Source organism: Streptomyces sp. NBC_00536 (assembly GCF_036346295.1).
GTDB lineage: Bacteria > Actinomycetota > Actinomycetes > Streptomycetales > Streptomycetaceae > Streptomyces.
Genome location: NZ_CP107819.1, coordinates 3,781,944 through 3,803,561 on the forward strand (window position 1 = coordinate 3,781,944; position 21,618 = coordinate 3,803,561).

Below are 21,618 nucleotides of genomic sequence, written 5' to 3' on the forward strand. Positions count from 1 at the left end.
AGTCCCGGCCCAGCCAAATCCAGCCCCGCCGGCGTTTGAGGCGCCGCCGGAGGCACCACCCGCCGGAGGCCGGGAGCCGACCCGAGCCACCCCAGGGGGCCAGGGTCAGGGTCAGGTCATCCAGCGGTCGGGGCGGGACGTGGCGCGGGAGGTGCGGGAGCGGGCCGCTTGGTCCGCGAGGAGCGCGGCGGCGTCGGCGGCGCCCCGCAGATGGGCCGTGACCACCGCGTTCGCCCCCGTATCCACATGCACGTTCGCCACCCCGCACACCCGAGCCCACGGCCCCTGCGTCAACCGCACGCTCTGCACCTTCGCGTGCGGCACGATCTCCGTCCGCCGGCACACCCTCCCGTACCGCGAAGCGAACACCTCCGGGGTCAGCGCAAGCCCGTACCCCTTCCACCACACCGGCACGACCCACCGCGCCCCGGCCCGCGGCGAGGGCGAGAACTCCAGCCCGGTCAGGTCCACCCCCGGCAGCACCCGCGCGACCACCGCGTACGCCGCCTCCCGCGAAGCGACCGGCACCAGGACGTCGTTCTTCGACCCGGCCACCGCCAGCTCCACCCGGACCCAGTCGCGCCGCCGCCACAGCAGCGGTTCCACGATCCGTACGGTCTGCACCCGCCCCGGCGGCACCGTCTCGTGCGCCCGGTCGGCGAGCCCGTGGTCCAGCCGCAGGCCGTCGGGCGATTCGGCGACCGTCCAGTCGTATTCGGTGAGGAACCGGCCGAGGCTGCGCCCCCACACCGCGCCCAGCAGCGGCACCAGGGTGACGACGGCGGCCCACAGGCTGGAGCTGAGCCAGAAGACGACGGCGGGCGCGGCGAGGCCGCCGACGACCGCCGCCCAGACGCCCACGCTGAGCAGCAGGGATTCGACGAGCTGCCGCGTGCTGAGGCGCAGCAGTTCGCGTACGGGCGCCTCGCCGACCCCGGCGGCCTCCTCGGGGGCGAATCCGGCGGCCCGCGCCAGCAGCTCGGCACGCAGGGCGACGGCGTCCTTCTCGGAGAGAAAGGACAGTTCGTCCTTGTCGTCGGTGCCTATGACGTCGAGCTTGAGTTTGGCGACCCCGACGATCCGGGCGAGCAGGGGCCGGGTGACGTCGACGGCCTGGAGCCGGTCGAGCCGGATGTGCGCGGTGCGGCGGAAGAGGAGCCCGGTGCGGATGCGCAGTTCGGTGGGGGTGACGGCGTAGTAGGTGAAGCGCCAGCTCAGGAAGCCGTAGAGGCCCGCGGCGACGACGACGGCGAGCAGGACGAGGGCCCCGAGGCCGCTGCCGAGGCCTTCGGCGGAGTCCTTGACCCACTCCTGGGCGCGTTCGCCCTGCTGGACGATCACACCGGCGGTGCCGCCGATGGGCACCCAGGCGCGGCGCAGCGGGGTGAAGGGGTGCAGCCTGCGCTCCACACCGAGCGGAGTCGGAGTCGGCGGCGTCGTCGGCGTCACAAGCCCGCCGACCTTGCCTCGCCGAGTTCGGTCAGCCGGTCGCGCAGCCGTTCGGCTTCCTCGGGGACCAGCCCGGGAATGGTCGCGTCCGTGGTCGCGGCCGCCGTGTGCAGCTGTACGGAGGCCAGCCCGAAGCGGCGTTCCAGCGGTCCGGAGGTCACCTCGACCAGTTGCATCCGCCCGTAGGGCACCACCGTCTCCTGCCGCCACATCACCCCGCGGCTGATCAGCAGGTCGTCGGCGCGCTCGGCGTACCGCCAGGACCGCCAGTTCCGCCCGAGCAGCACCCAGCACCAGGCCGACAGCCCGACCCAGACCAGGGCGAACGCCGCCCAGGCCGGCCCGGCCAGCAGCCCGAGCAGGACGCCCGTACCGAGGGCGAACAGCCCCGTCCAGATCACCAGCAGCAGCCGCCGGAGCGAGAGCAGCCCCTTGGGCAGCCCCACCCACTCGGGCCCACCCGCCACACCCGTCGCCCCACCCGAAGTCCCCGTTTCCATGGCCCCAGCGTAGGGCTGCGAGAATGCGCCCATGACGGAGACCACGGTCGGCATCGGCGGGGCGGCGGAGAGCACCGACATGGTGCTCAACATCGGCCCCCAGCACCCTTCCACGCACGGCGTGCTGCGCCTGCGCATCGTCCTGGACGGCGAGCGGATCATCTCCGCCGAGCCCGTGGTCGGCTACATGCACCGCGGCGCGGAGAAGCTCTTCGAAGCACGGGACTACCGCCAGATCGTCATGCTCGCGAACCGCCACGACTGGCTGTCCGCGTTCTCGAACGAGCTGGGCGTGGTCATGGGCGTCGAGCGGATGCTCGGCATGGAGGTGCCCGAGCGCGCGGTGTGGATGCGCACGCTGCTCGCCGAGCTGAACCGGGTGCTGAACCACCTGATGTTCCTCGGCTCCTACCCCCTGGAGCTGGGCGGGATCACCCCGATCTTCCACGCGTTCCGTGAGCGCGAGGAACTCCAGGCGGTCATGGAGGAGATCTCCGGCGGCCGCATGCACTACATGTTCAACCGGGTCGGCGGCCTCAAGGAGGACCTTCCGGCGGGCTGGCTCGGCCGGGCGCGGGCCGCGGTGGCCGACGTGCGGTCGCGGATGGACGTGTACGACAACCTGGTCCACGGGAACGAGATCTTCCGCGGCCGGACCCGCGGGGTCGGTGTCCTGTCGGCGGAGGCCGTGCACGCGTACGGCGTCTCCGGGCCGATCGCCCGCGCCTCGGGCGTGGACTTCGACCTGCGCCGCGACGAGCCGTACCTCGCCTACGGCGACCTCCAGGACGTCCTCAAGGTGGTCACCCGGACCGAGGGCGACTGCCTGGCCCGGTTCGAGTGCCTGCTGGACCAGACGCACAACGCGCTGGACCTGGCGGTGGCCTGCCTGGACCGGATGGAACAGCTGCCTCCGGGCCCGGTCAACCAGCGCCTCCCGAAGGTCCTGAAGGCGCCGGAGGGCGAGACGTACGCCTGGACCGAGAACCCCCTCGGGATCAACGGCTACTACCTCGTCTCGAAGGGCGAGAAGACCCCGTACCGGCTGAAGCTGCGGTCCGCGTCCTTCAACAACATCCAGGCGCTGGCCGTGCTGCTGCCGGGGCAGCTGGTCGCGGACATGGTGGCCATCCTCGGCTCGCTCTTCTTCGTCGTGGGCGACATCGACAAGTAGTCGACAAGTAAGCGACGCTCGACAAGCGATCGACAAGGCGGGGGCGAGCCAGCAGGCTGGGGGCCATGACCTCCGGCCTGAGCCCAGAACTGGTGGGCGCCTACCTGCGGCGGCTCGGCATCGACGAGCCCGGACCGCCCTCCGTCGCCGCGCTGTTCGCGCTGCAGCGCGCCCACGTCGGGCGCGTCCCGTACGAGAACCTCGACATCCAGCTCGGGCGGCCGCCGGGCATCGACCCCGAGGGCTCCGCGCGCCGTCTCGCCGCGGGGCGGGGCGGGTACTGCTTCCACCTCAACGGCGCGTTCGCGCTGCTCCTCGAAGCGCTCGGGTACGAGGTCACCCGGCACGTCGGCGGCGTGTACGACGACCGCGCCTCCCGGAAGGTCAGCGGCAACCACCTCGCGCTGAGCGTGCGCGTGCCGGGGGACGGGGGCACGAACGGGGACGCCGGGGCGTACTTCGTGGACACCGGGCTCGGCGACGGGCCGTACGAGCCGCTCCCGCTGCGCGAGGGCCACTGGCTGCAGGGCGGCTTCGCGTACACCCTCACCCCGCTGAAGAACCGCACGGGCTGGAGCTTCGACAACGTGGGCGGGCCCTTCCCGGTGATGAACTTCCGCTCGGCCCCGGCGACGATGGCCGACTTCGCGGCCGAGCACGTCCGGCTGACCACCGCCGCCGACTCCGGGTTCGTACGGACGCTCGCCGTGCTGCGCCGGGACGCGACCGGGATGGATGTGCTGCGCGGCCGCACCCTGAGCCGCGTCGAGGCGCACACCGACCCGGTCAAACGGGAACTGGCCACCCCCGGGGAGTTCTTCGAAGTGCTGGCGGAGGTCTTCGGGCGGGAGCTGGACGATCTGGACGCGGCCGACCGGGCCGCGCTGTGGACCCGGGCGACCGCCCCGGCGGACCCCAAGGAGAAGGCGCAGGAGAAAGAGAAGGAGAAGCAGCCGTAGGAGCGAAGAGGAGTGGCGGCCGCTGCGGGCGATGTCGGTGCGAGGCGGCAGACTTGGGGCATGTCCCACTCCCCCCGCCGTGCCTGCCCCACCTGCGGACGCGACTGCGCCGTGACCGCCGGGCGGATCGCCCGCCACGATCCGCCCGGTGGCCGCGGCGAGCTGGTCTCCTGCCCGGGCTCGCGGGCGCGCGTGGTGCTGGGCGCTTCGGCGCCGACGCTCGACGGGTTCGTGCTCGCCGAACTGCCGGGGCAGCTGCCGCTGTTCTGATGCCCTGAGCGCGGCCGCGGTATCGGGGGGGTAGCCCCCGCCGGTCGCCGGGGGACGGCCGGATGTCGGCGTACGGGCGGCCGCAATAGCGTCCTGCGCATGACGATGACGATGGCGATGGCGAAGAACCGTGCGACCCCGAAGAAGAACCCGTGGCTGCGCCGGTGCGCGGCCGCCGTGGCCCTCGCCGCCGTGCTGGGGGGCGTGGCGGCCCCGGCGGCCCTCGCCGCACCCCCCGCCGCCTCCGCTCCCCCGGCCGGTACGTCGGCCCACGCGGCCCGCGGCGCGCTGCTCTCCGTCACCCCGCTCGCCGAACTGACCCGCGCGGAGGTCGGCGCGTACGTCGGGACGATCGGGATCGGCTCCGACACCGTCCGCCACGGGGTCAGCGCCTACCGCCTGACCTACGCGACCATCACCCCGCAGGGCCGGCCGACCACCGCGACCGGGCTGCTGGTCCTGCCGCGCGGCGGCCCGCACCGCCTCGACCTGGTCTCCGACACGCACGGCACCACCGTCTTCCGCGGTGACGCCCCCTCCGCCGAGGGCGACTTCGGCCGGATCACCCCCTACCTGCACGCCGCCGCGGGGCGGGCCGTCGCCGCGCCCGACTACCTGGGCCTGGGCGGGGGCCCCGGCGCGCACCCGTACATGGACACCGCGTCCGGGGTGAGCGCCTCCCTGGACATGCTCCGGGCGGCCCGCACCGCCGGGGACCGGCTGGGGCGCCCGCTCACCGACGACGTGTACGCGACCGGGTTCTCGCAGGGCGGCCAGGTCGCGATGGCCCTGGGCCGCGAGCTGTCCCAGGGCCGGACCGGCTTCCGGCTGCGCGGACTGGCCCCAATGGCGGGCCCGTACGACATCGCCGGGGCCGAGCTGCCCGGGCTCACCGACGGCCGGATCGACCCGCTGACCGGCGTCTTCTACCTGTCCTACTACCTGACCGCGCAGAACAGGCTGCACCCCCTGTACAAGAACCCGGCCGAGGTGTTCAAGGCCCCGTACGCGAGCACGCTGGAGGGCCTGTTCGACGGCAGCCACACCGAGGAGGAGGTCGTCGCCGGGCTCCCGGCCGGCGTGGCCGATTTGCTCACCCCCGCCTGGGCCGAGCAGATCAAGCACCCGACCGGCGCCTTCGCCGCGGCGATCGGGGCGAGCGACGGCGCGTGCGACTGGAAGCCCGCCGCGCCCGTACGGCTTTACGCGGCGGGCGGCGACCGGGACGTGCCGATCGCCAACGCCCGCTCCTGCGCGGCGGACCTGGCCCGCCACGGGGTCCGCGCCCCGGTGCTGGACCAGGGCGCGGACACGGACCACCGGGGAACGGCGGTACGGTCCGCGCCCCAGGTGGTCCGCTGGTTCGACACCCTCAGCCACTGACCCCGGCGACGGCCGGCTCGCGCAGCAGCCCGACCAGACGGCTGCTGCTGTCCTCGCCGAGGCCGGCCGCGAGCCCGCGCCGGAACAGGTCGGCGTGGGCCGCGAGGATCCCGGTGTCCACGCCCGCGTCGGCGGCGGTGTGCAGGATGTGCTCCACGCTGGCCGCGCACATCGCGAGGCGGTCCACGTCGCCGCCGTGCTCGCCCGCGTCGATGCGCGGGGCGTAGAAGCCGAGGAAGCCGCGCATGCTGTCGGTCGTGTAGGCGGCGTGGGGCAGGACGTCGGCCGCCGTCAGTCCGTGGGCCTGGGCGACGGCGACGGCCTGGTGGAAGCCGGTCATCGAGGTCCAGAACATGATCATGTTGAGCTGGTAGTACAGCTGGGCGTGGCCCGGGTCGGCGCCCCGGTAGTCGGTCTCGACGAGGAGGTCGAGGGTCTCCCGGTGGGCGGCGTAGACCTCCTCGGGGCCGCTGACGAAGGCGGTGGAGCCCTCCTGGCCGATGCCGCTCGGCGGCACGTTCACCCCGCCGGTGAGGTACGCCGCCCCGCGCTCCGCGACCCACAGCGCGGCCTCGCGCGCCTTGTCCGGCACGTCGGAGGAGAGGTTGACCAGGGTCCGGCCGGAGAGGTCCGCCCCGTCGAGGGCGGTGTACATGGCGTCGACGTCGATCAGGCTGAGGACGGTCAGCGCGCTCGCGGCGACGGCCTCGGCGGCGGTGGCGGCGCGGCGGGCACCGCGGGCGACGAGGTCGGTGTCCTTGCCGGGGCTGCGGTTCCAGACGGTGACCTCGTGGCCCGCGTCGAGGTAGACGGCGGCCATGGCCCGGCCCATGGGACCGAGGCCGATGATGCTGACGCTGGTGGGGTGCATGGCGGTAACTCCCTCTAGAACGAACGCTCTATCCAGTGATCGGGACGACCGTAGCACGGGACTAGAACGAACGCTCTATCTAGTGAGGGGGTACGATCGCGCCATGGCAGCGACGAGCAAAGAGACCGTGGACACGAAGGCCGTGGACACGAAGGCCGGGGACACGAAGGCCGGGGACACGAAAAGCGCGGAAGGGACGCGGGACCGGCTGGTCCGGGCCGCCTCCCGGCTGATGCAGCACGGCGGTTACGAGAACACCCCGGTCAAGCAGCTCGTCCAGGAAGCCGGGGCCACCCTCGGCTCGCTGTACCACTTCTTCCCCGGCGGCAAGCCGGAACTGGCGGTCGCCGCCATCAAGTTCGGGGACCGGGAGTTCGCGGAGCTGCTCCGCGCGGGACTCGCCGCCGAACCCGGCGCGGCCGAGGCGGTGGAGGCGGTCGCGGTCCTGCTCGCCGAGGCGCTCCGGACCTCCGCCTGGGCGGACGGCTGCCCGGTGACGGTGACGGCCCTGGAGACCCTGGGCCGGCTGCCCGACGTACAGGAGGCCTGTGCGCAGGCCTTCGACCACTGGCGGACCCTGGTCGCGGCGAAGCTGCTGGCCTGCGGGGTGCCCGAGGAGGAGGCCCGCGACCTCGCCATGATGGTGATCAGCACCCTGGAGGGCGCGGAGCTGACCTCCCAGGTCGCCCAGAGCCCCACTCCGCTGCTGGTGGCGGGCCGTCACCTGGCGCGCCTGGTCGCGCTCTCCGTGCCGTAGACGCCCCGTCGGGCATAACGGCCGCCGGGGCGGATCCGGCTAGGAGATCGCGGTGCGCAGCTGGACGACGTCGATCGGCTCGGTCTCGTCGTGCGCGGTCAGGTCGATGACCTGGCCCACGGCGCGCAGTTCGGGGGTGGACGGCTTGAACTCCGGCTGTCCGGTGTCCGACGCCGACTCCGCCTTGTGGGCGGCCAGCACCTCGGCGCCCACGACGTCGGCGAGGTCCTCGTTCTGGACGGCCTCGATCACGGCGCGGGCCTGGGCCGCGGTCTTGGTGCCGAAGAAGTCGAAGCCGCCCTCGACGCGGGAGACCGTACGGCGCGGCGCGGCGTAGGGAGCCACGGCCGCCGCGAGCCGCCGGGCCGGAACCGCGGCCGCCGGGCCGGGCCGCGAGTGCGTGACCGCCTGCTGCGGAACCTGGGGAGCCTGCGGAGCCCGGGGAGCCTGGGGAGCCGGGGAAGCCTGCGCGGCGGGCGCCGCCGTGACGGCGGGCACGCCGTCCGCGCCGGGTACCGCACCGGGTTCCGCACCGGGTTCCGCGCGGGATTCCGCTTCGGCGTCCCCTTCGGCTTCCGCTTCCGCCCCGGCCCCGCCGGCCTCCGCCTTGCGGGCGAGGGCGGCCAGGGCGGCGTTGGCCCGGGCGTAGCCGACCGGGGTGGGCGCGCCGCTCGCGGTGCGCTCCTCGGAGACGGCGGGCAGTTCCCTGGGGGCGGACGCCGGGGCCGCGGCGGCCTCGATGGCCAGCAGCCGGCGGCCTTCGAGCGCGCTGGCGCGCTCGGTCTCGGCCGTCGCGTACCGGCGCAGGAGCGCCGCGTGCTCGCCGCGCAGACCGGCCAGTTCGACCCGCTTGGCCCGCAGCTTGGTGTCCAGGCGGGTGCGCAGGGCGCGCGATTCCTCCAGGTCGGACTCCAGCTCGGCTATCCGCTCGTCGGTGCGCCACTCGTCCTTGACCCGGTCGCGGGTCAGTTCCGCGACCCGGCGCCCGGCCGCCCGGTCCCAGGCGCGCATGACGACGGCGGCGGTGACGCCGGCCGCGCCGGCGAAGGCCACGAGCAGCCGTAGCGCCACGGGTTCCGCGAGCAGCCAGGCCACGCCCGCGCTGGTGATCGAGGCACCGGCGAGGGTCGTCGGCGTGAGCAGCCGGTGCAGGGGTTCGGGATTGCGGTGGCGTCCACGGGGCATGGCCTGAAATTTACAGGGCGTACGGGGCCTGTGGGCAACTGCCCGGCAATCAATTCCGGGCAGTTACCCGTCGTGCGGCCATCAAACGTGTAACTGCTCGCGGGCCACCGCTTCTTGGCGGCCGCGCGATGAGCTATTCCGCTACTTCTTCAGCAGCCCCTTCGACTCCAGATAGGCCTTCGCGACGTCGGCGGGCTTGGCGCGCTCGGCGTCGACCTTGCGGTTCAAGTCGATCAGGTCGGCCGTCGTGAGCACCTTGGTGAGCTTGTCGAGGGCGGCCGCGACCTCCGGGGTGCCCGCGTCCTTGGCGTTGACGACGGGCAGGACGTTGTCCGCGTTCTGGAGCTTCTTGTCGTCCTCCAGCAGCACCAGGCCGTAGCTGTCGAGGGTGGCGTCGGTGGTCGTGGTGAGCACGAGCTGGTCGACGCCGTCCTTGACGGCCTGCTTGGACTGCGGGGTGCCGACGCCCTTGGGGTCAATACCGGAAATGTCGATTCCGTATGTCTTCTTCAAACCCACGGCGCAGAACGGGCGGACCGCGCATTCGTCACTCGCCGCGATCTTCACCTTCAGTCCGGACTTCCCCAGATCGGAAAGGGACTTGAGGTTGTTCTTCTGCGCGAATTCCTTGGTCACCGCGAAGGCGTTCTGGTCGACCGCCGCGCCCGCCGGGAGCACCTTGAGACCGAGCGGGCCCGCGAGCTTCTCCAGGGCCGTGACCGTCGCCGTCACGTCGCTGGACGCGACCGGCTTGTCCTCCGGCGCCTTGGAGCCGTTCACCTTGGCGTTGAGGAACTCCGCGAGGGTGGCCGCGTACTCCGGGACGACATCGATCTCGCCCTTCTCCAGCGACGGCTCGTACAGCTCCCGGTTGTTGACCGTGGTGATCGAGGTGCCGTAGCCCGCGTCCTTGAGGAGCTGCGCGTACAGCTCGGCCAGCACGTTCGACTCGGTGAACCCGGCCGCGCCGATCACCAGCTTGCCCTTGCCCCCGGCGGAGGAGGAATCGGACGACGACGAGGACGACGCGCCGCCGTCCTTCGTCTTCTCCAGGCTGTCACCGCCGCACGCGGAGAGCGAAGCGGTGAGGGCCACCGCGCCCAGGGTCGCGCCGAGGATGCGCGTGGTCTTGCCCATGGTTGCTCCGTTCAGGAGTCGAGAAGCGGAAATGAAGCAGGGATGAAGGTGAAGCGGAAACACGGGACGTACGGAGGGTCAGCGGGCGGGCCCCGCCGGGCGCAGCAGCCGGTCGACGGCCACCAGGACGCCTTCCACCAGCAGGGCCAGCGCCGCCACCAGCAGGGCGCCCGCGATGACCTGCGGGGTGTTGAAGGTGTTGAACCCGGCCGTGATGATGCGGCCGAGGCCGCCCTGGCCGACCATGGCCGCGATCGTCGCCGTCGCGATGACCTGGACGGCGGCGGAGCGCAGACCGGTCATCACCAGCGGGCGGGCGAGCGGCAGTTCCACCCGCAGGAAGAGCTGGCCGCCGGACATGCCCATGCCCCGGGCCGCCTCCACCACCGAGCGGTCCACCTCGCGCATGCCGACGTAGGCGTTGGTGAGCAGCGGCGGCAGGGCGAACAGGACCAGCGCGATGATCGTCGGGACATAGCCCGCGCTGCGCAGCGGCGAGACCATGAACAGCGCGAGGACGGCGAAGACCGGTACGGCCCGGCCGATGTTGGACACGTTTATGGCGAGGGCGCCGCCCTTGCCGAGGTGGCCGAGCCACAGGCCGACCGGCAGGGCCACCGCGCAGGCGAGGGCGAGCGCCACCCCGCTCACGAAGGCGTGTTCCGCGAGCCGGTGCCAGACCCCGCTCTCGCCGGACCAGTGGGCACCGTCCGCCAGCCAGTCCCAGGCGTCCCCCAGCGCTCCCATCGGCTCAGCCCTCCTGCACGGCGCGGGTCCAGGGGGTGACCAGCCGCTGTACGCCGAGCAGCAGCAGGTCGGCCACCAGCGCGAGCAGCACGCACAGCACGGAGGCGGTGAGCACCTGGGCCTTGAAGGAGCTGTTGACCGCGGGCGCGATCAGATTGCCGAGGCCGCCCTTGCCGACGATCGATCCGACCGTGGTGAGGGCGACGGTCGACACCGTGGCGATACGGACCCCCGCGAGCAGCGCCGGGAGCGCGAGCGGCAGTTCGACCTGCCAGAGCAGCCGGCCCGGCCCGTATCCCATGCCGCGCGCCGCCTCGCGGACCTCCTCCGGTACGCCTTCCAGCCCGGCCAGCACATTGCGCACGAGGATCGTCAGCGAATAGAGCACCAGGCCGGTCACCACGAGGGAGGCCGAGAGCCCGAAGAACGGCAGGAGCAGCGAGAACATGGCGAGCGAGGGAATCGTGTAGAGCAGGGTCGTCAGGCCCAGCACGGGCGCGGCCCAGCGGCGGCCGCGGCGGGCCAGCAGGGCGAGCGGGACGGAGACCGCGATGCCGATGAGGACCGAGACCACGGTGATCCAGACGTGCTGGAGGGTGGCATCGGTCAGCTCCTGGCTCCGGGAAGTGACGTAGTCCCAGCAGATCCAGTCGTTCGCCACCAGGCAGTTCTGCCCGGCCATCGTGCTCACCCCCAGTCACCGATCCGCTCACCGAACGCGTGTACAGCGACCATAACCCCCGGCACCGACAACGGCCGGAATCATTCGCAACGGGGCAACACTCCCTTTACAAAACCCCTCCACGGGTAGGGAAGGATGGCCGTGTGATCCGATTCGAGCATGTGACCAAGCGTTACCCCGACGGAACGACGGCCGTGGAGGACCTGTCCTTCGAGGTGGCCGAGGGCGAGCTGGTCACCCTCGTCGGCCCGTCCGGCTGCGGCAAGACGACCACGATGAAAATGGTCAACCGGCTGATCGAGCCGACCGGCGGCCGGATCCTGCTGGACGGCGAGGACATCGCGGCCGCCGACCCCGTCGAACTGCGGCGCCGGATCGGCTACGTCATCCAGCAGGTCGGGCTCTTCCCGCACAAGACGGTGCTGGAGAACACCGCGACCGTGCCCCAGCTGATCGGCACGCCGAAGGGCAAGGCCCGCGCCCGGGCGGCCGAGCTGCTCGAACTGGTGGGACTGGATCCGGCCACCTACGGGGGCCGCTATCCGCAGCAGCTGTCGGGCGGCCAGCGCCAGCGCGTGGGCGTGGCCCGGGCGCTCGCCGCGGATCCGCCGGTATTGCTGATGGACGAGCCGTTCGGCGCGGTGGACCCGGTGGTCCGCGAGCGGCTGCAGAACGACCTGCTGGCCCTCCAGAAGTCCGTGCACAAAACGATCCTGCTGGTCACGCACGACCTGGAGGAGGCGATCCGGCTCGGCGACCGCATCGCCGTCTACGGCCAGGGCACCATCGAGCAGTTCGCGAGCCCGGCCGCCGTGCTGGGCGCGCCCGCCACCGAGTACGTCGCCCGGTTCGTGGGCAGCGACCGGGGGCTCAAGCGGCTCGCGGTGACCGCGGTGGCGGCGGCCGACCTGGCCTCGGTGGACGGGCAGGGGGAGCCCGCCGCGTCGGTGGCGCTGGGGGCGACGCTGCGCGAGGCGCTGGCGGTGCTGCTCCAGGAGGACTCGGGGCGGATCGGGGTCACGGATCCGGCGTCGGGCGCGCTGGTCGGCGTACTCACTCCGGAGGGCGTGCACCGGGCACTGCGCCGGGCGGAGTTCCAGGAGGCCTGAGCCCGCACGAAGAGGTGTGACGAGGCGTGACCGTACAAAGACGTGTGCCCGTACAAGACGTGTGACCGTACAAAGACGTGTGACCGGCCACATCGGGCCGGTCACGGGTCGCGCTCACTGCTGCACTCGGGGTCAGGCCTGGACCCGGCCGCTCAGCCACACCAGCATCGGGGGGATCTCCCGGCGCCAGGTGTTGAAGTTGTGGCCGCCGCTGTCGAGGATGATCGAGGAGACCCGGTCCGAGCCCTTGACGCCCTTGATGAACTTGCGGGTGTCACCGAGGTTCGGCTCGCCCTTCTCACTGCTGGTGACCAGGAACGACGTACCGCTCGGGGCCTTGCTCTGCATGCTCTTCAGGACGTCGGCGCGGTCCTTGAGCTTGTTGTCGCCGTGGAAGAGGTCACCGGTGGTCGGGTCGTTCGGGGCCTCGTAGTAGGCGGACAGGCCCACGGCCGTGCCGAAGGTCTTCGGGTGGTGCGCGGCGATCTTCAGGGCGCAGTAGCCGCCCGTCGAGTTGCCGATGAAGGCCATGTTCTCGGCCTTCTTGCCGACCCGGAAGGTCGAGGTGATGGCCTGCGGCAGGTCCTGCGCGAAGAAGGTCTCGGTCTGCGGGCCGCCCGGGATGTCCACGCACTCGGTGTCGCGCGGCGGTGCGACGGTCGGCCGGAGCATGACCAGGATCATCGGCTTCATCTTGCCCGCTTTGGCCTGCTTGAAGGCCGTCATGGGGTAGTTCAGCCCTTTGATCAGGTTTTCCGCCGTGCCCGGGTAACCGGTCAGGACGATCCCGGCCGGAAAGTTGGCCTTCGCGTGCTGCGGCTGGAAGTACTCCGGCGGCAGCCAGACGTAGCCCGGGCTCGTTATGTTCGACTTCTGGCCCGTTATCGAGACCTTCAGGATCTGGCCGCCGACCGCCGGGCGGGCACCTCCCGGGACGTCGAGCTTCTGCTTGTCGACGACCTTGATGTCCTTGCTGCTCATCGAGTGGTCGACGACCTTGCCCACGGAGGTCTCCTGGCCGAAGAGGTCGGCCCAGGATCCGTAGAAGAGGAAGGACTTGTTGGCCGCGAGGCCGACCGCCGAGAACAGCGCCAGCTGCGTCGCCAGGAGGAGGGCGATGCGGCCGGTGTACGCACGGAACGTGCGGCCCGAGAGCCGCGGCCAGAACCAGACCGTTGCCGCGAACAGCAGCACACCGGCGATGATGGCCAGCGCCAGAACCAGATTGCTGGTGAGACCCATGAGCAGTAAGCCGTCTTTCTGAGTGGCAGGACGAGTTTTTCCGAAGAGAGAGTGAACCCGCTCCCCCTTCGTGTCGTCCTACTGGACGCACCACACTCCGGAGGCCGTCACAGCCTTCGGCCAATGATCTCTCGCGGAGCAACGGGAAGCGATGTCTAGCAGGATAGATGGCGATAAGTCGGGACAGGTTCCGAGTCGGGTCCGACGAATCCTTCGCGGACCACGACCGGAAGCCGTACCCGGGCTGGTAGGCACGGCCGTCATGATCGTCGGATTCCTCGACATCATCGCCGGTGTCTTCCCGCGCTTTCGGCACAGCAGGGTCCACGCCTTCACCGAGGTGATCCCCGGATCCCTCGGCCCCTTCGCCGCCGCCCTCGCGATCAGCGCGGGCGTGCTGCTGCTCCTGCTCGCGCACGGCCTCAAGCGCCGCAAGCGCCGGGCCTGGCGGGCGGCGGTCGTCCTGCTGCCCGCGGGCGCGGTCGCGCAGTTCGCGTACCGGCACTCCTTCGTCACCCTGGTCCTCGCGGCGGCGCTGTTCGCGCTGATGCTGCGCCACCAGAATGAATTCAAGGCGCTGCCGGACCCGCGCAGCCGCTGGAAGGCGCTGGCCAACTTCGTCCTGATGAGCGCGGGCTCGATCGGCCTCGGCCTGATCATCGTCAACTCTCACCCGGGCAAGGTCGTCGGCGATCCGGGCATCTACGAACAGATCACCCACGTCGTCTACGGCATCTTCGGCTTCGAGGGCCCCGTCGACTACGCCGGGCGCGTCTCCTGGACCGTCGGCTACTCGCTCGGCGCGCTCGGCATGCTGACCGCGCTGACCACGATGTACCTCGCCTTCCGGCCCGAGCACCCGGCCGCCCGGCTCACCGAGGACGACGAGACCAAGCTGCGCGCGCTGCTGGCCAAGCACGGCGCCCGCGACTCGCTCGGTCACTTCGCGCTCCGCCGCGACAAGGCCGTCGTCTTCTCCCCCAGCGGCAAGGCCGCCGTCACCTACCGCGTCGTCTCCAGCGTGATGCTCGCCTCCGGCGACCCCATAGGAGACGTCGAGGCCTGGCCCGGCGCGATCGAGCGGTTCATGGAGGAGGCCAAGGCTCACTCGTGGACCCCGGCCGTCGTCGGCTGCTCCGAGACCGGCGGCGAGGTGTGGACCCGCGAGACCGGGCTCGACGCCCTGGAGCTGGGCGACGAGGCGATCGTCGACGTCAAAGACTTCTCCCTCTCCGGGCGCGCGATGCGCAACGTCCGTCAGATGGTCAAGCGCATCGAGCGCAACGGCTACACCACCAAGGTCCGGCGGGTCAGCGAGCTGACCGCGACCGAGCTGGAGCAGGTCCGCGGCGCCGCCGAGGCGTGGCGCGGCACCGACACCGAGCGCGGTTTCTCCATGGCGCTGGGCCGGGTCGGCGACCCGGGCGACGGCGACTGCTACATCGCCACCGCGCACCGCGTCCAGGAGGGCGACACCAGCCCGTACGGCGACCTGAAGGCCGTCCTGCACTTCGTCCCGTGGGGCAAGGACGGCATGTCGCTGGAGATGATGCGCCGCGACCGCGCCGCCGACCCCGGCATGAACGAGCTGCTGATCGTGGCCTCCCTGGAGGCCTCCCCCGGCCTCGGCATCGAGAAGGTCTCGCTGAACTTCGCGATGTTCCGCGCGGCGCTCGCCCGCGGCGAGAAGATCGGCGCGGGTCCGGTCCTGCGCATGTGGCGCGGGCTGCTCGTCTTCCTCTCGCGCTGGTTCCAGATCGAGTCGCTGTACAAGTTCAACGAGAAGTTCCGCCCCCGCTGGGAGCCGCGCTTCATGGTCTACCGCAGCAGCCGTGACCTGCCCCGCATCGGCTTCGCCGTGATGCAGGCGGAGGGCTTCGTGAACGTGGCCCTGCCGCGCCTCTTCGAGAGCCGCCGGCGCCCGAAGCAGGTCCGTACCTGCGCCCACGACCACGATCACGACGCCACCGTGCCCGCCCAGGCCGACCGCAAGGTCCAGGCGGCGTAGCTCCGCGGCGGCGTACTTCCGGTGCGCACGCGCGTACGGACACCAGGGCCCCGGCAGCCGAAAGGCGCCGGGGCCCTGTCATATCCAGGGCAGCTCTACCCTGGACCCATGAACACGAAGCGCGGAGCCGTCGCCAGGGGCATCGTCACGGGGCTGCCCCAGTGGGACCGCTGCGGGGTCATGGGCGTCGTCAACGTCACCCCCGACTCGTTCTCCGACGGCGGACGCTGGTTCGACACCACCGCGGCGGTCAAGCGCGGCCTGGACCTGGTGGCCGAGGGCGCCGACCTCGTGGACGTCGGCGGCGAGTCCACCCGGCCCGGCGCGACCCGGGTCGACGAGGAGGAAGAGCTGCGCCGGGTCGTCCCCGTGGTGCGCGGCCTGGCCTCCGAGGGGGTCTCCGTGTCCGTCGACACCATGCGGGCCAGCGTGGCCGCGCGGGCCGTCGAGGCGGGCGCGGTGCTGGTCAACGACGTGAGCGGCGGACTGGCCGACCCCGGCATGATCGCGGCCGTCGCGGCCGCCGAGGTGCCCTTCGTGGTCATGCACTGGCGCGGCTTCAGCGAGGGCATGAACGGCCTCGCCGTGTACGAGGACGTGGTCGCCGAGGTCACCGCCGAGCTGCGGGAGCGGATCGACGCGGTCATCGCGGGCGGGATCGCCCCCGAGCGGCTCGTCGTGGACCCGGGACTCGGCTTCGCCAAGAACGCCGAACACGACCTGGCACTGGTCGCGCACCTCCCCGAGCTGCGCGCGCTGGGCTTCCCGCTGCTGGTCGCGGCCTCCCGCAAGCGGTTCCTCGGCCGGGTGCTGGCGGGCGCCACCGGCTCCGCCCCGCCGCCCGCCCGCGAGCGGGACGCGGCCACCGCCGCCGTCTCCGCGATCGCGGCGCACGAGGGCGCCTGGGCCGTCCGGGTCCACGAGGTACGGGCGACCGCGGACGCGGTTCGGGTGGCCCGCGCCGTGGAAGGGGCACTGTGATCCGCGCAGTGATCCGCACGGCGGGCGAACCCGCAGGGAAAGGGGCACGGTGAGCCGTACCGACATCGAGGCGGTCGAAGAGGTCAACACGGCCTTCTACGAGGCGATGGAGCAGGGCGACTTCGACGCGCTCTCGGCGCTGTGGCTGGAGGACGAGATCTCCTGCGTCCACCCGGGCTGGCCGGTGCTGGCGGGCCGCGGCGAGGTCCTGCGCTCGTACGCCCTGATCATGAGCCACACCGAATACATCCAGTTCTTCCTCACCGACACCAAGGTGGCCGTGATAGCCGACACGGCCGTGGTCACCTGCACCGAGAACATCCTCAGCGGCGGGCCCGCCGAGGACGGCGGCGAGCTGGGCCCCCTCGTGGGGCAGCTGGTCGTCGCGACGAATGTGTTCCGTCGCACACCGGCGGGGTGGCGGCTCTGGTCCCACCACGGTTCTCCGGTGCTCACGGACTCCGACGAGGACGAGGACGAGGAGCCTTCGTGACCCCGTCGGCACGGTTTGCCTTTTATCGCAGGTAAATTCGAAGGCGGACGACGCCGACCGCACTCGGCTCAGGCCCTTGCCCCGGGGAGCCCCGGACGGCAGCACCTACGAAAGCAGGAGTGATTCGCGTGGATCGTGTCGCGCTGCGCGGCCTCAAGGCTCGCGGACACCATGGCGTCTTCCCCCGGGAGCGCGAGGAAGGCCAGACCTTCATCGTCGACCTCGTGCTCCACATCGACACCCGGCCCGCCGCCACGGACGACGACCTGACAAAGACCGTGCACTACGGCGTGGTCGCCGAAGAAGTCGTCGAGGTGGTCCAGGGCGAGCCGGTCGACCTGATCGAGACCCTCGCCGAGCGGATCGCCCAGCGCTGCCTCAAGCACGACGCGGTCGCCCAGGTGGAGGTCGTCGTGCACAAGCCGGACGCGCCGATCACCGTCCCCTTCGACGACGTGACCATCACGATCACCCGGAGCCGCGCATGAACAACGGACTGAACGCACAGAGCGACCCGACCGTACAGCCGGTCCCCGCCTCCGTCGTCGAGACGGTGGACGCGGCGGACGTGACGCTTTCCAACCCCAGGTGGGCCGTCATCGCGCTCGGCGCGAACCTCGGCAACCGCCTGGAGACCCTCCAGGGCGCCATCGACGCGCTCGGTGACACCCCGGGCCTGCGGGTCAAGGCCGTCTCCACCGTGTACGAGACGGAGCCCTGGGGCGTGGAGCCCGGCTCGCAGCCGTCCTACTTCAACGCCGTGGTCCGGGTGAAGACCACCCTGCCGCCGTCCTCGCTGCTCGAACGCGGGCACGCCATCGAGGAGGCCTTCGACCGCGTCCGCGAGGAGCGCTGGGGGCCGCGCACCATCGACGTCGACATCGTCGCGTACGCCGACGTGGTCTCCGACGACCCGGAGCTCACCCTCCCGCACCCCCGGGCACACCTGCGGGCCTTCGTCCTGGCCCCCTGGCAGGACGTCGACCCCGAGGCCGTGGTCCCCGGCCGCGGTACGGTCGCCGAGCTGCTGGCCGCGATCGGCCGCGACGGTGTCACGGCGCGCCCCGACCTGGAACTCCACCTGCCGGAGTAGTCGTTAGCCTGTTCACTGCCATCGGTACGGAAAGCGGGGAACGGGCACGTGAAGCAACTGAGGCCGGCTGTCCTGGCGGGCATCTTCGCCGTCGCCGGAGTGCTGTCCTGGGCGGGCGCCCGGCTGTGGAACGCCTACGGGACCCTGCCCGGGGTGCCGCTGGCCGCCCCGGTCGTCCTCGCGGTGATCGCCGCCGTGCTCTGTGCCACGGCCCTCTCGCTGCGCGGCCGCCTCAAGGCCCAGCGTGAGCGCCGTCCGGGCGCCAAGGGCGTGGATCCCCTGATGGCGGCCCGCGCGGTCGTCTTCGGGCAGGCCAGCGCCCTGGTGGCGGCCCTCGTGGCGGGCATGTACGGCGGTGTGGGGGTCTTCCTGCTGGCGAACGGCCTGGACGTACCCGCCCGGCGCGAGCAGGCCTACTACGCGGGCTTCTCGGTCCTGGCCGGTGTCGCGGTCGTCGTCGCGGCCCTCTTCCTGGAGCACGTCCTGCGCCTCCCGGACGACGAGGACGACGCGACGGCCCCCGCCTGACCGGGCTGCCCCGGGCCGACCCGGGCCCCGTACAACGAAGAGGACGGCCGTCGCTGATGCGACGGCCGTCCTTCGTTCGCGAGCCTCGTGCACGCGCCGCGTAAGCGCCCTAAGGCGCCCTGGCCGCTCAGCGGGCCACGATGAGGCTCATGGCCTCGCTGCGGGTGGCGGGGTCGCGGAGCTGGCCGCGGACCGCCGAGGTGAAGGTCTTGGCGCCCGGCTTGCGGATGCCGCGGACCGACATGCACATGTGCTCGGCCTCGACGACGACGATGGCCCCCCGGGCCTCCAGGATGCGCATCAGCGAGTCGGCTATCTGGGAGGTGAGGCGTTCCTGCACCTGGGGACGGCGCGCGAAGACCTCGACCAGCCGGGCGAGCTTCGACAGACCGGTGATCTTGCCGGTCTCGGCCGGGATGTACCCGACGTGGGCCACGCCGTGGAAGGGCAGCAGGTGGTGTTCGCACAGGCTGACGATTTCGATGTCCTTCACCAGGACCATCTCGTCGTGCCCGAGGTCGAACGTCGTGGTGAGCACGTCCTCCGGCTCCTGCCACAGGCCCGCCAGGATCTCCCGGTAGGCCCGCGCCACCCGCGCCGGAGTCTCCAGAAGGCCCTCGCGGTCCGGGTTCTCGCCGACCGCGAGGAGGAGCTCGCGCACCGCCGCCTCGGCGCGCTTCTCGTCGAACTCGCGGGGCGCGCCCTCACCATCCAGGGTCACTGGATTGGTCATCTCTTCCTCGTTCCTGCCATTGCAGTGCTGTACAGCAGTGCTGGACAGCAGTGCTGGTAGCGCTGGACATATAAAAGTGCCGCGGTCCCCAGGCTAGAACCTGGGGGCCGCGGCATCCATTCCGGAGTGCTCGCTCTGTCAGCTCTCGGGACGGTCCTCCGGGACGGCCTCGGGGGTCTTCTCCGTGGAAACCGGAGTCGTGACGGGAGCGGAGCTTCCGTTCGCCGCGTTCGTCAGGGACAGCTCCCGGGGGGAGAGCACCGGCGGACGCGTCGACGGGGTACGACGGGAGGATCCGGTCCACGCGGGGCGGGCCGGACGCTTCACGATCGTCGAGAAGACCTCGGCGATCTGCTCCTTGTTCAGCGTTTCCTTCTCCAGCAGCGCGAGGACGAGGTTGTCGAGCACGTCGCGGTTCTCGACCAGGATTTCCCAGGCCTCGTTGTGCGCGGTCTCGATGAGCTTCTTGACCTCTTCGTCGACCAGCGCGGCGACCTCTTCCGAGTAGTCGCGCTGGTGCGTCATGTCGCGGCCCAGGAACGGCTCGGTGTTGTCGCCACCGAACTTGATCGCGCCCAGGCGCTCCGTCATGCCGTACTGGGTGACCATCGCGCGGGCCGTGGCGGTGGCCTTCTCGATGTCGTTCGCGGCGCCCGTGGTCGGGTCGTGGAAGACCAGTTCCTCGGCCGCGCGACCGCCCAGCATGTACGCGAGCTGGTCGAGCATCTCGTTGCGCGTAGTGGAGTACTTGTCCTCGTCGGGCAGGACCATGGTGTAACCCAGGGCACGCCCACGGGACAAGATCGTGATCTTGTGGACCGGGTCGGAGTTCGGGGAAGCCGCCGCGACCAGGGCGTGGCCGCCCTCGTGGTACGCGGTGATCTTCTTTTCCCGGTCCGACATGATCCGGGTCCGCTTCTGCGGGCCCGCCACGACGCGGTCGATCGCCTCGTCCAGGGCGTGGTTGTCGATCAGCTTCCGGTCCCCGCGCGCGGTGAGCAGCGCGGCTTCGTTCAGCACGTTCGCCAGGTCCGCGCCGGTGAAACCGGGCGTACGACGGGAAACCGCGCTCAGGTCGACGTCCGGGGCGACCGGCTTGCCCTTCTGGTGGACCTTGAGGATCTCCAGCCGGCCCTGCATGTCCGGACGGTCCACCGCGATCTGGCGGTCGAAGCGGCCGGGGCGCAGCAGCGCCGGGTCGAGGATGTCCGGACGGTTCGTGGCGGCGATCAGGATGACGCCGCCCTTCACGTCGAAGCCGTCCATCTCGACCAGCAGCTGGTTGAGGGTCTGCTCGCGCTCGTCGTGACCGCCGCCGAGACCCGCACCACGGTGCCGGCCGACGGCGTCGATCTCGTCGACGAAGACGATCGCCGGAGCGTTGGCCTTGGCCTGTTCGAACAGGTCACGGACACGCGAGGCACCGACACCGACGAACATCTCGACGAAGTCGGAACCGGAGATCGAGTAGAAGGGAACACCGGCTTCGCCCGCGACAGCGCGCGCGAGCAGGGTCTTGCCGGTGCCGGGCGGGCCGTAGAGCAGCACGCCCTTGGGGATCTTCGCGCCAACGGCCTGGAACTTCGCCGGCTCCTGCAGGAACTCCTTGATCTCGTGGAGTTCCTCCACCGCCTCGTCCGAGCCCGCCACATCGGCGAACGTCGTCTTCGGGGTGTCCTTGGTGATCAGCTTGGCCTTGGACTTCCCGAAGTTCATGACCCGGGAGCCGCCGCCCTGCATCTGATTCATCAGGAACAGGAAGACCACGACGATCAGGACGAAGGGCAGGAGGGACAGCAGCACGCTGAGGAACGGGCTGGTCTTGTCCGGCGAGACGGTGTACCCGTCCGCGATCTTGCCCGCGTCGTACTTGGTCTGGAGGTCCTTGGCGAGCGCGACGCCCTGGTCCCCGATGTAGTTGGCCTGGAACTTGGTGCCGTCGTTCTTGCCGAGCTTCTCGCCACTCTTCAGCTCGATCTTGATCATCTGGCTGTCACCGGTGGTGAGCTTGGCGCTCGCCACCTGGTCCTGGTTGATCGCCTTGATGACCTCGCTGGTCTCCACCGACTTGTAGCCGCCGCCGGAGCCGACGACGTTCATCAACACGACCACGGCGAGGACGGCCAGCACGATCCACATGACCGGCCCACGGAAGTATCGCTTCACGTCCATCCATACGGGGCGCAGAGCACCCCGTCCCTCCTGCCCGTAGGTAAATGCTGCTGTGAGTAAAGACTGTTCTTCGGAATGTACCCCTGAATTGTCACCCGCGGCCTCGTGGGACGGCTGACAGACCCGCCTTCGCATGCTCCAACGG

General features: G+C 71.3%; 22 protein-coding genes. 12 read left to right on the forward strand and 10 right to left on the reverse strand.

All coding sequences use genetic code 11. The features are described from left to right. Positions 1-111: 111 nt before the first annotated feature. Both OHS33_RS16420 and OHS33_RS16425 read right to left on the reverse strand, forming a co-directional pair. Positions 112-1,449 (reverse strand): PH domain-containing protein, encoded by a 1,338-nt coding sequence (locus OHS33_RS16420; protein WP_330331151.1) that lies wholly within the window; start codon positions 1,447-1,449, stop codon positions 112-114. Beyond that, the gene (locus OHS33_RS16425; protein ID WP_330331152.1) at positions 1,446-1,949 is read right to left on the reverse strand and encodes a PH domain-containing protein; all 504 of its coding nucleotides are present in this window, start codon (positions 1,947-1,949) and stop codon (positions 1,446-1,448) included. Before OHS33_RS16425 ends, OHS33_RS16420 begins: the two co-directional genes overlap by 4 nt. Positions 1,950-1,980: 31 nt before the next feature. On the opposite strand from OHS33_RS16425, the gene OHS33_RS16430 reads away from it, so the two are divergent. From OHS33_RS16430 to OHS33_RS16445, 4 genes are all read left to right on the forward strand, one after another. After that, entirely contained in the window at positions 1,981-3,123 is a 1,143-nt protein-coding gene (locus tag OHS33_RS16430; RefSeq protein ID WP_330331153.1) for an NADH-quinone oxidoreductase subunit D, read from the forward strand. A 65-nt stretch (positions 3,124-3,188) separates the two neighbouring features. Then, positions 3,189-4,082 carry an arylamine N-acetyltransferase family protein gene (locus tag OHS33_RS16435; RefSeq protein ID WP_330331154.1) on the forward strand — a complete coding sequence of 298 codons (894 nt, stop codon included), beginning with the start codon at positions 3,189-3,191 and terminating at the stop codon, positions 4,080-4,082. A 60-nt stretch (positions 4,083-4,142) separates the two neighbouring features. Then, positions 4,143-4,352: a hypothetical protein gene (locus OHS33_RS16440; RefSeq protein WP_330331155.1), complete on the forward strand. Its 210-nt coding sequence runs from the start codon at positions 4,143-4,145 to the stop codon at positions 4,350-4,352. 99 nt (positions 4,353-4,451) lie between these two features. Continuing rightward, entirely contained in the window at positions 4,452-5,735 is a 1,284-nt protein-coding gene (locus OHS33_RS16445; protein WP_330331156.1) for an alpha/beta hydrolase, read from the forward strand. On the opposite strand, the gene OHS33_RS16450 is transcribed toward OHS33_RS16445, so the two are convergent. Next, the gene (locus tag OHS33_RS16450; RefSeq protein WP_330331157.1) at positions 5,725-6,606 is read right to left on the reverse strand and encodes an NAD(P)-dependent oxidoreductase; all 882 of its coding nucleotides are present in this window, start codon (positions 6,604-6,606) and stop codon (positions 5,725-5,727) included. The genes OHS33_RS16445 and OHS33_RS16450 overlap by 11 nt on opposite strands. Positions 6,607-6,709: 103 nt before the next feature. Between OHS33_RS16450 and OHS33_RS16455 the strand changes: the two genes are divergently transcribed. Continuing rightward, positions 6,710-7,363, forward strand: a complete 654-nt coding sequence (locus tag OHS33_RS16455; protein WP_330331158.1) for a TetR/AcrR family transcriptional regulator — start codon at positions 6,710-6,712, stop codon at positions 7,361-7,363. Positions 7,364-7,402: 39 nt separating this feature from the next. Here OHS33_RS16455 and OHS33_RS16460 read toward each other — a convergent pair whose 3' ends face one another. The 4 genes from OHS33_RS16460 to OHS33_RS16475 all read right to left on the reverse strand — a co-directional run bounded on the left by OHS33_RS16460 (position 7,403) and on the right by OHS33_RS16475 (position 11,114). Next, positions 7,403-8,548, reverse strand: coding sequence for a hypothetical protein (locus OHS33_RS16460; RefSeq protein ID WP_330331159.1), 1,146 nt, complete (start codon positions 8,546-8,548; stop codon positions 7,403-7,405). A 141-nt stretch (positions 8,549-8,689) separates the two neighbouring features. Then, entirely contained in the window at positions 8,690-9,685 is a 996-nt protein-coding gene (locus OHS33_RS16465) for an ABC transporter substrate-binding protein (protein WP_330331160.1), read from the reverse strand. A 78-nt stretch (positions 9,686-9,763) separates the two neighbouring features. Further along, positions 9,764-10,432 carry an ABC transporter permease gene (locus OHS33_RS16470; RefSeq protein ID WP_330331161.1) on the reverse strand — a complete coding sequence of 223 codons (669 nt, stop codon included), beginning with the start codon at positions 10,430-10,432 and terminating at the stop codon, positions 9,764-9,766. Between the two features lie 4 nt (positions 10,433-10,436). Then, positions 10,437-11,114: an ABC transporter permease gene (locus tag OHS33_RS16475; protein ID WP_330335077.1), complete on the reverse strand. Its 678-nt coding sequence runs from the start codon at positions 11,112-11,114 to the stop codon at positions 10,437-10,439. A gap of 143 nt (positions 11,115-11,257) precedes the next feature. Between OHS33_RS16475 and OHS33_RS16480 the strand changes: the two genes are divergently transcribed. Next, complete coding sequence (locus OHS33_RS16480; RefSeq protein ID WP_330331162.1) at positions 11,258-12,223, forward strand: ABC transporter ATP-binding protein; 966 nt, start codon at positions 11,258-11,260, stop codon at positions 12,221-12,223. 132 nt (positions 12,224-12,355) lie between these two features. Here the strand turns inward: OHS33_RS16480 and OHS33_RS16485 are convergent, their stop codons facing one another. Then, entirely contained in the window at positions 12,356-13,465 is a 1,110-nt protein-coding gene (locus OHS33_RS16485) for an alpha/beta hydrolase (protein WP_330331163.1), read from the reverse strand. 151 nt (positions 13,466-13,616) lie between these two features. On the opposite strand from OHS33_RS16485, the gene OHS33_RS16490 reads away from it, so the two are divergent. From OHS33_RS16490 to OHS33_RS16515, 6 genes are all read left to right on the forward strand, one after another. After that, positions 13,617-15,473 carry a phosphatidylglycerol lysyltransferase domain-containing protein gene (locus OHS33_RS16490; protein ID WP_330331164.1) on the forward strand — a complete coding sequence of 619 codons (1,857 nt, stop codon included), beginning with the start codon at positions 13,617-13,619 and terminating at the stop codon, positions 15,471-15,473. A gap of 108 nt (positions 15,474-15,581) precedes the next feature. Further along, complete coding sequence (gene folP / locus OHS33_RS16495; protein ID WP_330331165.1) at positions 15,582-16,454, forward strand: dihydropteroate synthase; 873 nt, start codon at positions 15,582-15,584, stop codon at positions 16,452-16,454. A gap of 49 nt (positions 16,455-16,503) precedes the next feature. Next, complete coding sequence (locus OHS33_RS16500; protein ID WP_330331166.1) at positions 16,504-16,947, forward strand: nuclear transport factor 2 family protein; 444 nt, start codon at positions 16,504-16,506, stop codon at positions 16,945-16,947. A gap of 128 nt (positions 16,948-17,075) precedes the next feature. After that, the gene (folB, locus tag OHS33_RS16505; RefSeq protein WP_330331167.1) at positions 17,076-17,435 is read left to right on the forward strand and encodes a dihydroneopterin aldolase; all 360 of its coding nucleotides are present in this window, start codon (positions 17,076-17,078) and stop codon (positions 17,433-17,435) included. Beyond that, the gene (gene folK, locus OHS33_RS16510; protein ID WP_330331168.1) at positions 17,432-18,040 is read left to right on the forward strand and encodes a 2-amino-4-hydroxy-6-hydroxymethyldihydropteridine diphosphokinase; all 609 of its coding nucleotides are present in this window, start codon (positions 17,432-17,434) and stop codon (positions 18,038-18,040) included. Before folB ends, folK begins: the two co-directional genes overlap by 4 nt. Positions 18,041-18,088: 48 nt before the next feature. Continuing rightward, positions 18,089-18,568: a DUF3180 domain-containing protein gene (locus OHS33_RS16515; RefSeq protein WP_330331169.1), complete on the forward strand. Its 480-nt coding sequence runs from the start codon at positions 18,089-18,091 to the stop codon at positions 18,566-18,568. Between the two features lie 127 nt (positions 18,569-18,695). Here OHS33_RS16515 and folE read toward each other — a convergent pair whose 3' ends face one another. Further along, positions 18,696-19,301: a GTP cyclohydrolase I FolE gene (gene folE / locus OHS33_RS16520; RefSeq protein WP_330331170.1), complete on the reverse strand. Its 606-nt coding sequence runs from the start codon at positions 19,299-19,301 to the stop codon at positions 18,696-18,698. A gap of 138 nt (positions 19,302-19,439) precedes the next feature. Further along, positions 19,440-21,473, reverse strand: coding sequence for an ATP-dependent zinc metalloprotease FtsH (gene ftsH / locus OHS33_RS16525; RefSeq protein ID WP_330331171.1), 2,034 nt, complete (start codon positions 21,471-21,473; stop codon positions 19,440-19,442). Positions 21,474-21,618 lie beyond the last annotated feature (145 nt).